Source organism: Flavobacteriaceae bacterium (assembly GCA_014075215.1).
In the GTDB taxonomy this organism is placed as follows: domain Bacteria; phylum Bacteroidota; class Bacteroidia; order Flavobacteriales; family Flavobacteriaceae; genus Polaribacter.
In genome coordinates, this window is the sequence record CP046177.1 from 3750828 (window position 1) to 3764109 (window position 13282).

Sequence of the window (13282 nt, forward strand, 5' to 3'; positions counted from 1 at the left end):
GCACGTATTTATATTTTATTACATGAACTTTGATTTTTTAACCCCTGTAGAAGAAACGATAACAACGGATGTCGCACCGTTAAACTCCCAAACCGTAGGAAGTAATATTACGATTCATTCCGCGTATAATTCAACCTTTGAATGGGATCATGCGCAGATAGCTATTTTAGGAGTAGAAGAAAACAGCAATGCGGAAAAGACAGGGAACGGTAAAGAATTACATTTTATCAGAGCGTGTTTATACCGGCTATTTATAGGGAAATGGACAACCAAAATTGCCGATTTTGGAAATATAAAAAAAGGAAATACAGCGTCCGATACCCATTTTGCAGTTAAAGAAATTATAGGCTCGCTCTTAAAAAAGAACATCATTCCAATCCTCATTGGAGGAGATCAAAGTCTTACTTTTGCAAATTACAAAGCATATGACCTTATAGAACAGACAGTAAATCTGACCACTGTAGACAGCATGTTTGATCTGGGTACTTTAGAAGATACCCTATCTTCTGACAATTATTTAAGTAAGATCATTATGCAAACACCTAACAACTTGTTCAACTACAGTAATATAGGCTATCAGACCTATTTTAATTCTCAGGAAGAAATAGCACTTTTAAAAGACCTTCATTTTGATATATATCGGTTAGGAACATCCAAAAATATGGAATTGATCGAATCGGTGTTAAGAGATACGGATATGGTGAGTATAGATATCGGTTGTATCAGGCAAAGCGAAGCTCCGGCAGGTAATCATGCATCTCCTAACGGTTTTTACGGGGAAGAAATCTGTGCTATTTCCAAGTATGCGGGAATCAGCGATAAAGTATCTTCTTTTGGAATTTACGAATACAATGCTGCTCTTGACACGAATCATCAAACGGCTCATTTGATAGCACAAATGATATGGTATTTTATTGAAGGGGTAAATGCAAGAGCAAAAGATTATCCGTATTGCACAAAAGATAACTATCAGAAATTCATTGTTTTATTTGATGATGATGATCCTATTCATTTTTATAAAAGCGATAAAACAGGAAGGTGGTGGATGGAGATAAATTTAATAAAAGATAATAAATATAAAAGACATGCGTTAATACCTTGTACATACCAAGATTATATGGAAGCAATGAATCAAAAAATACCGGAAAGATGGTATTTGGCGATGAGAAAAATGATATAATTTAAAGATAGATAAATACTTTGTTTTAAAATACCGATGATTGATTGTATTTTAGCAAAAAAAATAATAGGTTTACGAACTTTTTTTGGAAGATTTAATAAGAATATGAAGAAAATAGTATTATATATTTTACTGGCGATATTCATCTGCAGTTGTGGCTCTAATGACAGAGGTGAGCTGGTGGGGGTTAAAACAAAAGGACAATGGTTTACGGAAAAACCATACGGAATGACGCTGATTCCCGCAGGTTCTTTTACCATGGGGAAACAAGATGAAGATATCATAGGAACATTAGATGCTCCGGCAAGAACCGTAACCGTTAGGGCTTATTATATGGATGAAACCGAAATTACAAATTCCGAATATAAGCAATTTGTATTTTGGGTAAGAGACTCTGTCGTAAGAACCAAATTAGCACTTCAATCGGAATTTGTTTCGGCAGGAGACTCGTTGTCTTCGGGAGGTATTCACGATTATGCTTTTAAGGTAATAGATACTTCCGGTGCAAATGCATATAATAAATATATGTTTGAAAACTACTATGAAATAGGATATGATTCCTTAAGACCATTAAGTTGGGAAAATGATATTATCTGGGAACTTTCCGAATATCCGGATGTAGATTACGTAGAAGTAATGGATTCCTTATACATTAAAAAAGAGGAATCATCAAACGGAATACGAATTTTTAATAACAAATATTTAAATTACAGATATTCTTGGTTCGATGGGGCGTCGGCAGCCAGAGTGAAAGGAGACAGAAAAGATTTTCTTAAAACGGAAATGTTAAACATCTACCCTGATACTACGGTTTGGGTAAGAGATTTCAACTATTCTTATAATGACCCGATGCATCAGGACTACTTTTATCACCAGGCATATGCAGACTATCCGGTAGTAGGAGTGAACTGGTATCAGGCAAAAGCATTTTGTAATTGGAGAACCAAATACAAAAATGACCGAATCAGAGGAAAAAAGAGAACACTGCCCGTATCTGCATTCAGACTGCCAACGGAAGCAGAATGGGAATATGCTGCCAGAGGGGGGTTGGAATTTGCCAAATATCCTTGGGGAGGGCCAACCGCTACAAGTGACAGAGGATGCTTTCTGGCCAACTTCAAACCTGTCAGAGGAAACTATGCAGTAGACGGAGCGCTCTATACCGTAGAAGCAAAATCGTACAATGCAAACGATTTCGGATTGTATAATATGGCAGGTAATGTTGCCGAATGGACAAATACCGCGTACAACCCTTCTTCGTATTATTTAGGTTCTACCATAAACCCGAATGTGGAAGATATAAAAAATAAAAGAAAAATCATACGAGGAGGCTCATGGAAAGACGTAGCTTACTTCCTTGAAGTGGCCTCAAGAGATTTCGAATATGCAGATACAGCCAGAAGTTATATAGGCTTTAGAACTGTACAAAGCTATTTAGGTAAAAACAGATAATCAAACAATAAATTAACAACCTCTGAAAATTAAAAATTCATTATGGCACAATCAAAATCAACAAAGAAATTATTCAATATGGCATACGGTATCGGTGCCTCAATTGTAATCATAGGAGCTTTATTTAAAATACAGCATATATCATATGGTCCTATAACAGGGGGCTTAATGTTAACCATCGGAATGGCCGTAGAAGCGCTGGTATTTTTTATCTCTGCTTTTGAATCGATAGAAGATGATCTGGACTGGACAAAAGTATATCCCGAATTAGCAAATTTGGATGAAGATTCCGAACCGAAGGATACACAAGGATTACTATCTCAAAAATTAGATAACTTGTTACAGGAAGCAAATATAGATTCCAAATTGATGGAAAAATTTGGAAATAGTATGAAAAACTTCCAGGGAGCAGCCGAAGGATTATTTTTTGCAGCCGAATCTATTACTGCTACAAATAAGTACAACGAACAAATGTCTTTGGCTGCAGTGCAAATGGAATCTTTAAACGGATTGTACCAGATACAAATGGAACATGCAAACAAGCAGGCCAAAGTAAATGATGTCATCATTGAAAATTCCGAAAGATTAAAAGAACAAATGGAATCTTTGGCAACAAACCTATCTTCATTAAACGGAGTGTACGGAGGAATGTTATCTGCTATGTCCAGCAAATAATTAGTCAATTAATTAAATAACGTAAAAACTAGTTATTATGGCAGGAGGAAAAATTTCCCCAAGACAGAAGATGATTAACTTGATGTATCTCATTTTTATTGCAATGTTAGCAATACATATGGATAAAAAAGTACTGTCATCTTTTGGTTTTATGAAAGAAAAAATTGAAGATGCCAATAATGCGAATACCGTAAATATTGATCATATCTTAACTTCTTTAGCAACAAAAGCGAACGATCAGCCCGAAAAGTTTACGCCATTGAATGATAAAGCTACTAAAATTCATAAACTCTCTCAAGACCTGTTTAACTTTTTAGAAGCTGTAAAAGATTCTATTCAAGTGGATATAGATGAGGAAGATAAGAAAGATTACGAATCCATGACATCTATAGATGTGTTGGATGTACTCTTTTTTAAAGGAGACGGGCTTACTGCGACAGGCCGGCAATTTGTAGACAATATCAATAATTACAGAGACAGTATACTGTCTGTCTTAGGAACTGATGGAAGCGAAGACCTGAAAATAAATATCAATAAACGGTTCAGCACAAACCCCGACAAATCAGATGACGGTAGAGATATTCCATGGATTATCAGCAGATACCAAGGCATGCCCTTGATTACTTCCGTGGCAAATATGACTCAAATTCAGGGAGATATTAAAAACACCGAAGTTGAAATATATACAAAGTTATTAGAAGGCCAGCTAGATATAGAAAGTAAATTCACAAGTAATAATTACGAAGGAATTGTAAGTTTGGACAAAACAGCTTATTTTTCCGGAGAGCGTGTGAGAGGGAGGGTTGTATTAGGAAGATATGATTCTACTTTAGTTGTAACCAGAGTCAAGTTAGGGAATCAAGATATTACCAATAATTTTAAGAACGGACAGGTATTTTTGGATATGCCTGCAGGAAATGTAGGAAATAATAAAACCTTTAAAGGTGTCATTACCTTTATGCAAGACGGAAAACCGGAAGACATCCCTTTTGAAAGTGCATTTTCCGTAATTGCCGAGCCCAACGATGCAATTGTTTCAGCCGATAAGATGAATGTGGTATATAGAGGTTTGGATAACCCTATATCTATTTCTGTGCCCGGTGTGGGGGATAATAGTATTACTCCCAATCCTACAGGAAATAGTAGATTAATCAAAACAGGCTTAGGGAAGTATATGTTAAGTCCGGGATCCGGAAATGAAGTTACCATTAATGTTTCCGCAAGATTGAGCAGTGGAAAAACGATTAATACCTCGAAAAAGTTTAGAATTAAAGATATTCCTACGGCGGCAGGAACTGTTAGAAACGATTTTGGAGTAGTGCCTATGCCAAAAACAAGTGTTAATAATGTAACTATTGGTGCGGAATTACCGGATTTTGTATTCGATTTACAATTAGATGTCCTAAGTTTCGTTGTTAAAGTACCGGGGCAGCTATCAGTGAGAGTTACGGGAAACAGGTTTAATGCGAAAGCTAAAAGAGAAATTGCAAAAGCAAGGAGAGGTGATGTCATTACTATTTATGATATCAAAGCCGTAGAAAGCAAGAAAAGAACCCCTATCAAAAAGGTGTTACCCGTAAGTATAGAAATTACAAATTAAGAGAAGTTTAAATTTTTAGTAGTATAATGAAGAAGCATATATATATAATAATGGTAAGCTTATTAACCACCGGTTATATAAGTGCACAAACCAATTTGTTAAATGCTACAACTGTAGATGAAATTGGTAAAAAAACAGAACAACAAATAGCGGCAGATAACGATGCTCCTTTACCATACGGGTATATCGATGACAGAGATGTGCTTTGGTCTAAAGTGATCTGGGAATATGTGGACTTAAACCAGAAAATTAACCTGCCGTTATATTTCCCTATAGATACTACTAATATTTCAAAAGACAGACGCTCCTTATTCGATACTTTGCTAAAAGGAATCAAAAGCGGAAAGATTGAAAATGTATATTCCGATTCTTTTTTTACATCCAAGCTCACTAAAAAAGATATCCGGGAGAAACTTGTCAACACAAGAACAAACGGAGATTATGTAGATACGTTTAATATCCAGACCAGAGATATTGAAGCATATATGATTAAAGGAATATGGTATTTTGATAAAAGACAGGGAGAACTCAAATATCGTTTGTTGGGGTTGGCTCCCATGGGAAAAGATGTACTTACGCTGGGAGTCCAGGAAATAGAAGATAACGAACTCTACGAATTGTTCTGGGTATTTTACCCGAATGCCAGAGAAATACTGCACGAAGCAAAAGTATTCAACCCAAAAAATTCTTCTATTCCCATTACATACGATCATCTGTTGAATGCAAGGAGATTTAATGGCGTTATCGTCAGAGAGCAAAATGTATACGGAAATAGAAAAATTGCCGAATACATCAGAGGAAATTCTTTATTTCAATTGTTAGAAGCTCAAAAAGTAAAAGACAATATCAGAAACAGAGAAATGGATATGTGGAATTACTGACTTTAATACAGTCGAAAAGTTAGAAAGTTGAAAGCCTCAGGTTAAAAACTAAAAAATAGAAGCATTTGTAAAAACAGGTGCTTTTTTATATAGTTGAAAATTGGGCGTAATTCAGTTTATCTTCTAATACCATTTCTGATTTAAAAATGCTCAAATAAAAAACAGCCATTTTTTAGCAAATTGAAAAAGTTTAAATGAGTTCAACTAAAAATATATTGGAAATACCAATCTCGTGATTGGAAAAGATATATTATTGTTCCAGAAATTCGATTGGAGGGGAAATGGTTGAAAGAACTTGGATTTGAAATCGGAAAAGAAATTGAAGCCGAGCAACAAAAGAATAAATTGATTATCACGTTGACGGACAAAAAGCAAGAAAAATAACTGGGCACATTAACTAAGCGTATGTTGCGCCGATAGGCCAGCAATATACGCCTTGTTAACTGATCCGTTCCGGTCAGCCCAAGCTATGGGTAAAACGATTTTTTTTGCGGATTTTATGTCTAGTAGTAGTCCGCTGTAGTGAAGCTATTTGTTTGGTGAAGTATTCTTAAATAGGCGATGCCAAGCATTTTAGTAGTTCTATTTTGTTTGGTAGTGCTAGTTTTGGGTCAAGCAAAAAAGTTGTGGGATTTAGATTTTTACGCATAAATTTTAGATAGTCTGAATAGGAAGAAAGGAACAGATCTTACGCCTCTAAATTGTAGTCTAAAAGTTTTTATTTTAGCATTAAAAGATTCAGCAGAAGCATTGGTACTTCTATTATCAAAGAAATTTAAGATGCTTCGATAATGACTTTGTATTGATCTAGCTACTGTTCCAAAACTTTTACTGAACTCTGATTTTTCTACCTTATCATACCATCTAGCTAGTTTTGTATATGCTACCGCCTTGTCTTTTGTCTTTTGATAAATCGTTGCCAGTTCTCTAGTAAGCTTATAAGCTCGTTCCAAGTTGGGGTATCTTTCAAAGAGTAATTCTGCTCTAAATTTTTGTTTGGCTGTCCATTTGTTAGGGGCTTTAAAGAGTAAATACCTACTTCTAGCTAGTAGTTGTTTGGGAGTATCTCCATTGTCAAGGATATTCGGTTTAAAGTTTTTTCCTGTTTCTTTAGCCAATGCTATTTCATTATTTTCTTGTTCTATGGTTTTCCATCTATACTGTATTCGAATTTCTTGCAAGGCATCATAAGCTCGTTTTTGTACATGAAATCGGTCTGTGACCTGAGTAGCTTTAGGAAAGGCTTTTTTAGCAATCTTTTCCATAGTAGGTGCCATATCCAAAGTGATTTCTTCTACTAAATATCGGTCTTTACTTGGAATTTTCCTTAACACTTCTATGACTCGTTCACTTTGTGTGGTAGCTACTATGGCTACTAAACTGCCTCGTTTTCCTTTACCTGCTTTGTTGGTAATCACTGTATAGAGCTCGCCTTGAGTAAGTGCTACTTCATCAATACTTAAATGAGTTCCTATATTCTTCTTAAAAAGCAGCCATTGGTCGGCATGAGCTAATTGATCCCAAGTCAAAAAGTTACTTAAATGATTGCGATATTGTTCTTCTAATCGCTTGCCGTTAAGGTGATAGTAGGTAGATAAACTTTTACAACTTACTGGAATACTATCTAACAAGCCTCTTTAAAAAAAGAGAGAACTCTTCTGTCATTCGAGTTCCCTTTGCTACCAAATTCCAATCTCTTGAGAATACTTCTGAGGTATCAACATCTAACCATCGTCTACGTTTTACTTGTAAAAAACAAGCCTTGTTACGTACTGGAAAATCTTGAATATCTACTACTGGGTAAAATCCTTTGGAATGTAATTTACGATGAGATAACTCATCTGGTTGTATAGGTTTTTCTTCTAAAACCAAAGTAAGTTTGTTCGTTGAATCTTTTACCTCTTTAAGTTCAAAGTAATCTAAAATACCTTCGGGTAAAAAATGCTTCAGGAGCTCTTGTGTATGCATTTGAATTTTTAAACCAAAACTCTAAAAAATTAACCTACTCCACAAACTTTTTGCTTGATCCAAAGTTTTTAGTACTAGTTTTGGTTTTTCTTCCATTTTAAGCAGGTAGTTCGTACAGTAAACCAAACAATGGTACTCACCTACTTTGAGATTGGTAGACAAATCGTAGAAGAAGAGCAGCAAGGAAAAGAACGTGCAGAATTCGGAAAAGAGTTAATCAAAGGACTTTCGGAAGTTTTGACTAAGGAATTTGGCAAAGGATTTTCAATTACGAATCTTAAGCGAATGAAATCCTTTTATCTCACCTATCAAAAAGGTCATACACTGTCTGACCAATCTGAAAAAGGTCAGACAACGTCTGCCATTTTCCCATTGAGTTAGTCGCACTACATAAAACTGATGCGAATAGATGATGAAGATGAACGCAAATTCTATGAAATTGAAGCTCAAAAGAACAACTGGAGCGTAAGAGAACTAAACAGACAATACGACTCTGCCCTTTACACTCGACTTGCTTTGAGCAGAGACAAGGATAAGGTAAAAGAACTTTCTGAAAAAGGACTTGTCGTAAACAAGCCACAAGATGCTATAAAACACCAAGATATTGGGCAGATGCAAATGTATATGAACTATTACGACCGTAAAATCAGAATGGAAGAAGAAAATCCGACTATAGGAATAATCCTTTGCCAAAGCAAGAGTGAATCCGTAGTAGAATACACTTTACCCGAAAACAATGAGCAAATTTTCGCAAGTAAATATCAAACCGCACTGCCAAGCAAACAAGAATTAAAGCAATGGATAGAAAGCCAACGCTAAAGTCATACACATTGGCCAGTTGCACGAAGCCAATACACAAGGCAAAACTTGCCAAAGAGTATGCCTTTTCCAATCCAAGCCAAATGAAAAAATACGCCCTACAACAAGGTAAAAAAAATTGCTGCCTTTTTTCGGTTTGAAAAATTATGATTACTTTTAAACCAAGTAATAAAGATGAAAAATTATTATTTCAAAAATAACAACTTTTCATATACTAGACCGTTTAAATGAGTTCATAAAGTTCCCGGCAATTTATATTAAAAAAACAAATACTTAATCTGATCTAACTCTTTCTAACTTTTCAACTTTCCAACAATATTATATCATATTAACTTTTATTTTTGATATATGAATTCAGGAAATTTTAAAGTAGATTATATTATTATAGGATTAGGTTTGGCAGGAATAGCCTTTGCAGAACAGCTACAGAAAGAAAATAAAACTTTTATTGTTTTTGAAAATGAATCCGAGACAGCTTCCCTGGTAGCCGGAGGGGTTTATAATCCTGTTATTTTAAAGCGCTTTACACCTGTTTGGAATGCAACAGAGCAACTAAAAATAGCAGTACCTTTTTATACATCTTTAGAAAAAAAATTACACATAAAAATACATACTTCATTTCCTCTAAAGAAAGTTTTTAAATCTATTGAAGATCAAAATAACTGGTTTACTGCCTCTGATAAACCTGTGCTTTCTCAACACATGAATCCCAAAATCTCAAAGGAAAAAATAGAAGGTATTATTGGAGATTATGGTTTTGGTGAAGTTTATGGAACAGGTCGGATTGATACTAAAAAATTAATAGTAGCCTATAGAAAATATCTTGAAGATAAAGATCAAATCAGATATGAGAATTTTGAATATAGAGCATTGGAAGTTCAAAAGAGTGCTGTTTATTATAAAAACATTACATCTCGGTATATTGTTTTTTCCGAAGGTTGTGGCATTGCAAACAATCCGTTTTTTAATCACCTGCCATTGAATGGAGTAAAAGGAGAGTTGCTGACGATCCATGCACCTGATTTACATATTGATTTTCTCTTAAAATCAACATTATTTCTATTGCCTTTGGGGAATAACTATTATAAGGCAGGGGCAACCTTTAATTGGAAAGACAAAACATGGACAGCTTCTGAAGAAGGAAGAGAGGAGCTAATAGAAAAGCTTAAAAACGTTATAGATGTTCCATATACGGTAGTAAAACAGTCGGCAGGAATCAGACCCACCGTAAAAGACAGAAGGCCATTGGTTGGAACTCATCTTAAATATAAAAACATGGGAGTTTTAAATGGTTTGGGAACAAGAGGTGTTATGACAGCACCTAAGATGGCTCATGAGCTTTTTAGCCATATGGAATACGGAACCGAGTTAAACGCGGAAATAAATATAAAACGGTTTTTGTAATACCTATTTATAAACTTCTTTTACAAAGTCTTCATACGTTACTTCTTTTATCTTAAAAGACATATTTGCTTTGTAAAAAGCTAATAATTTTTGAGAGAACAGTTGTTCTTCCAATTTTTTCGCCTCTTCCTGATTTGCTAAAATCCTATTTGCAATATCCTCCAATTCTTTTTCTTCGGGATTCAAATTTCCAAATTGAGCCATTTGATTTTTAATATAGCTTTTGGCATACTCTTTTAATTCTTCATGATCTAATTTGATATCATGATCTTTTATAATTTTTTCCTGAATCAATTGATACTTCAAGCCTTTTTCAGATTTGGCATACTCTTCCGATGCCTGCTCTTCTGTTAATGTTTCTTCTGCAGAACCGGCAATCCATTTTTGCAGGAATCCAGCAGGCAGATCAAATGTTGTATTTTCAATTAAATACTCCGTTATGGCGTTTAAAAGCTGCTGGTCTGCTTGTTGTAAAAACTGTTGTTCGGCATCTTTCTTAATTCTATTTCTCAATTCGGTAACTGTTTTTACGCTGCCATCAGCAAACAGTTTATTAAATAGTTCCTGATCTAAGTCTGTCAATTCAATTTCGGTAATTTCTTCAATGGTATAAGAAACCGTAGTATCCAAATCACCGGCAGTTTCACGATTTACTCCCAAAGCTCCGGCCAATTTGTGGTCGTTTATAAACAATCCTTTTGTTTTTAGTGTCAAAACATCACCTACTTTTGCTCCTGTAAACTTTTTTAGATTCAATTTCTCTTTGATGTCTTTAAGTGAAATTGTAGCTTTTTTGTTTATTTCTTTTTCTTCATTGACAAAAGTTCCTGTAACATTAGCATTTTCCGTTACGATATCTACGGTCGACATTTTTCCATAATGAGATTGTAAATTGATTATTTCTCTGTCGATAAAAGCATCTTCCGCAACAATTTTATACTGTGTTACTTTGTTTTTAGCTCTTAGATTTACATCAAACTCAGGAGCTAACCCCAGTTCAAATTCAAAAGAAAAAGTTTCCGAATCCCAAGAAAAATCATCCTGCACTTTAGGCATCGGATTTCCTAAAATAGCTAATTTTTCTTCTACGAGAAACTTACTTAAAGAAGTTTGCAACAATTTGTTTATCTCGTCTATCATTACGGATTTACCATATTGCTTTTTAACCATTCCCATGGGCACATGCCCTTTTCTAAACCCGGGAACAATTGCTTTTTTACGGTAATTATTCAGTATTTCCGTTACCTTATCCTGATAGTCATCAGCAACAATATCTACTTTGACAATTGCATTTAATGCATCTACATTTTCTTTTGTAATATTCATTTATGTATAATTGACTGTTTGTTTCAAACTTAAAATCAATAAATCTGTAAAATTGGCTGCAAAATTACGTCTTTTTATAAAATTAGCAAAGCTTACTCAGTGTACTAATGAATCAATGTACATTGACACATTGACTCATTAATTCATTGATACATTTCCAAAAGCTTTTCTTTCCAATTCAGCCTGAAATTCTTCCATCACCGGTTTTACAGTACTGTCCGGAAGGTCTGCCACCTTGATATACATCAATCCGTCTACTGCATTATTAAATTTCGGATCTACGTTAAACGCTACCAGTCTGGCATTTTGCTTCACATATTTTTTAATGAGAACAGGTATTCTTAAAGCTCCCGGTTCTATCTCGTCAATTAATTTATCAAATTTTTGCATGTCTGCTTTGGTTGCATCAAAAACAAAATCTTTATCCGCATCCTTTAAAGATACTTTATATTCTTTCTTTGGCCGGATATACTGTGCCACATAAGGGTCATAGTAATGAGATTTCATAAATTCAATCATTAATGATTTTGAAAATTCGGAAAACTGATTACTGATACTTACTCCTCCCATTAAATACTTGTGATCCGGATATCTCAATGTAACATGTACAATTCCTTTCCACAGCAAGAACAGAGGCATAGGTTTTTGTTGGTATTCGTTAATGATGAAAGCCCTGCCCATTTCTATGGTATTTTCCATCATGGCATGTAGTTCCGGTTCAAAACGGAATAAGGTATGTATGTAAAAGCCTGTAATGCCGTATTTTTTACAAATATTTTTGCCTAACCCCATTCTGTATGCGCCTACTAATTTACTTTCAGATCGATCCCATAAGAATAAATGATGATAATATTTATCAAACCCGTCCAGATCTAATGCATTGTTAGTTCCTTCTCCGACATCTCTAAAAGTTACTTCTCTTAACCTCCCAATTTCGTGTAAAAGATTAGGAATGTCTTTGGCCTTTGCAAAAAAGACTTCATAATTCTTACTTTCCAATAATCTGCCATCACTTTTTCTTAATTTATCTACCTCTTTAATAAAGAGGTCTATGTTTTTTTGCGAGGTTATCTTTTTAGGAGATTTCGGAATCTTTAAATGTTGTTTCAATAATATTTTTTGTGCTGCTTTTTCATAAGGGTTTGCAAGCATGTAGGTTTTTTTCCTTAAAAAATCACTAAAACAAGGGATATCTTTATATTGGTTTTGGTCTGCTACGGCAATAGGCTTTCCTACCCGCACCTTAATGATTCTATTTTTTTGGGACAGTAATTCCGAAGGCAATTTTGCTGTTCTCAGCATGTCGCTGATCCTGGCAAATGTATAAAACAACTTACTGTTTTTAGCGTGAAAATAAATAGGAACTATTGGGACGTGTGCTTTTTTGATGAGCTTTATAGCTCCTTCTTCCCATGGCTTATCTACGATTAAATTTCCTTCTTTACAGGTAGAAACTTCTCCCGCAGGAAAAATTCCTAAAGACCCTCCCTGGCTTAAATGTTGCAATGCTGCTTTTATGCCTGCTATGCTGGACTTTGCGTCCTTGTGATTTTCAAAGGGATTTACCGGCATTACATATGGGTTTAAAGGCTGTACTTTATGTAGTAAGAAATTTGCAATGATCTTAAAATCCGATCGGTATTCTAATAATAATTTTAAGAGTAAAATGCCATCTATGCCTCCAAGCGGATGATTTGATACTGTGAGAAAAGCTCCTGTTTTCGGAATACGCTTTAAATCTTCTTCGGGAACTTCAAATGTTATTTGAAATTCTTCTAATAAAGAATTTAGAAAATGTATCTTTTTTTTTTCTTTATTCCTGTTGTATATTCTGTTACAGGTAGAAATTCTAAGAATCTTTAATAGCATCCAACCGAGAAATGTGCCCAAAAACCCGAATTTATCAACTCCTGTCGCTTTAGAGATATCTTTAGATGTAACTAAACCCATTCGTAAAATTTTGACACAGGTACAAAC

The 13282-nt window shown here is 34.7% G+C and carries 11 protein-coding genes and 1 pseudogene; 8 read left to right on the top strand and 4 right to left on the bottom strand.

Going from position 1 to position 13282, the window contains the following annotated elements:
• Window positions 1-22 precede the first annotated feature (22 nt).
• From GKR88_18640 to GKR88_18665, 6 genes are all read left to right on the top strand, one after another.
• Window positions 23-1180: an arginase gene (locus tag GKR88_18640; protein QMU66091.1), complete on the top strand. Its 1158-nt coding sequence runs from the start codon at window positions 23-25 to the stop codon at window positions 1178-1180.
• A 105-nt stretch (window positions 1181-1285) separates the two neighbouring features.
• Window positions 1286-2632 (top strand): gliding motility lipoprotein GldK, encoded by a 1347-nt coding sequence (gene gldK / locus GKR88_18645; protein QMU66092.1) that lies wholly within the window; start codon window positions 1286-1288, stop codon window positions 2630-2632.
• A 42-nt stretch (window positions 2633-2674) separates the two neighbouring features.
• Window positions 2675-3307 (top strand): gliding motility protein GldL, encoded by a 633-nt coding sequence (gldL, locus tag GKR88_18650; protein ID QMU66093.1) that lies wholly within the window; start codon window positions 2675-2677, stop codon window positions 3305-3307.
• 37 nt (window positions 3308-3344) lie between these two features.
• A complete protein-coding gene (gldM, locus tag GKR88_18655; GenBank protein QMU66094.1) occupies window positions 3345-4907 on the top strand; it encodes a gliding motility protein GldM in 1563 nt (520 codons plus the stop codon).
• Between the two features lie 26 nt (window positions 4908-4933).
• Window positions 4934-5788 carry a gliding motility protein GldN gene (gene gldN / locus GKR88_18660; GenBank protein ID QMU66095.1) on the top strand — a complete coding sequence of 285 codons (855 nt, stop codon included), beginning with the start codon at window positions 4934-4936 and terminating at the stop codon, window positions 5786-5788.
• A 210-nt stretch (window positions 5789-5998) separates the two neighbouring features.
• The gene (locus GKR88_18665) at window positions 5999-6172 is read left to right on the top strand and encodes a type I addiction module toxin, SymE family (GenBank protein ID QMU66782.1); all 174 of its coding nucleotides are present in this window, start codon (window positions 5999-6001) and stop codon (window positions 6170-6172) included.
• A 257-nt stretch (window positions 6173-6429) separates the two neighbouring features.
• Here the strand turns inward: GKR88_18665 and GKR88_18670 are convergent, their stop codons facing one another.
• Together GKR88_18670 and GKR88_18675 are read right to left on the bottom strand one after the other, a co-directional pair.
• Complete coding sequence (locus GKR88_18670) at window positions 6430-7407, bottom strand: DDE transposase (protein ID QMU66783.1); 978 nt, start codon at window positions 7405-7407, stop codon at window positions 6430-6432.
• Window position 7408: 1 nt separating this feature from the next.
• On the bottom strand, window positions 7409-7762 hold the full coding sequence (locus GKR88_18675; GenBank protein QMU66096.1) for a transposase: 354 nt from the start codon (window positions 7760-7762) through the stop codon (window positions 7409-7411).
• A 123-nt stretch (window positions 7763-7885) separates the two neighbouring features.
• Between GKR88_18675 and GKR88_18680 the strand changes: the two are divergent.
• A pseudogene (locus tag GKR88_18680) lies at window positions 7886-8575 on the top strand (DUF1016 family protein).
• A 348-nt stretch (window positions 8576-8923) separates the two neighbouring features.
• Window positions 8924-9979: an FAD-dependent oxidoreductase gene (locus GKR88_18685; GenBank protein ID QMU66097.1), complete on the top strand. Its 1056-nt coding sequence runs from the start codon at window positions 8924-8926 to the stop codon at window positions 9977-9979.
• A gap of 3 nt (window positions 9980-9982) precedes the next feature.
• Here the strand turns inward: GKR88_18685 and tig are convergent, their stop codons facing one another.
• Window positions 9983-11305, bottom strand: a complete 1323-nt coding sequence (gene tig / locus GKR88_18690) for a trigger factor (protein QMU66098.1) — start codon at window positions 11303-11305, stop codon at window positions 9983-9985.
• Window positions 11306-11443: 138 nt separating this feature from the next.
• Complete coding sequence (locus GKR88_18695) at window positions 11444-13255, bottom strand: GNAT family N-acetyltransferase (protein ID QMU66099.1); 1812 nt, start codon at window positions 13253-13255, stop codon at window positions 11444-11446.
• Between the last annotated feature and the right edge of the window lie 27 nt (window positions 13256-13282).

Excerpts from the sequence above, each read along its gene's own strand:
- GKR88_18640 (QMU66091.1), top strand. The coding sequence starts at position 23 with ATGAACTTTGATTTTTTAACCCCTGTAGAAGAAACGATAACAACGGAT.
- gldK (QMU66092.1), top strand. The coding sequence starts at position 1,286 with ATGAAGAAAATAGTATTATATATTTTACTGGCGATATTCATCTGCAGT.
- gldL (QMU66093.1), top strand. The coding sequence starts at position 2,675 with ATGGCACAATCAAAATCAACAAAGAAATTATTCAATATGGCATACGGT.
- gldM (QMU66094.1), top strand. The coding sequence starts at position 3,345 with ATGGCAGGAGGAAAAATTTCCCCAAGACAGAAGATGATTAACTTGATG.
- gldN (QMU66095.1), top strand. The coding sequence starts at position 4,934 with ATGAAGAAGCATATATATATAATAATGGTAAGCTTATTAACCACCGGT.
- GKR88_18685 (QMU66097.1), top strand. The coding sequence starts at position 8,924 with ATGAATTCAGGAAATTTTAAAGTAGATTATATTATTATAGGATTAGGT.
- tig (QMU66098.1), bottom strand. The coding sequence starts at position 11,305 with ATGAATATTACAAAAGAAAATGTAGATGCATTAAATGCAATTGTCAAA.
- GKR88_18695 (QMU66099.1), bottom strand. The coding sequence starts at position 13,255 with ATGGGTTTAGTTACATCTAAAGATATCTCTAAAGCGACAGGAGTTGAT.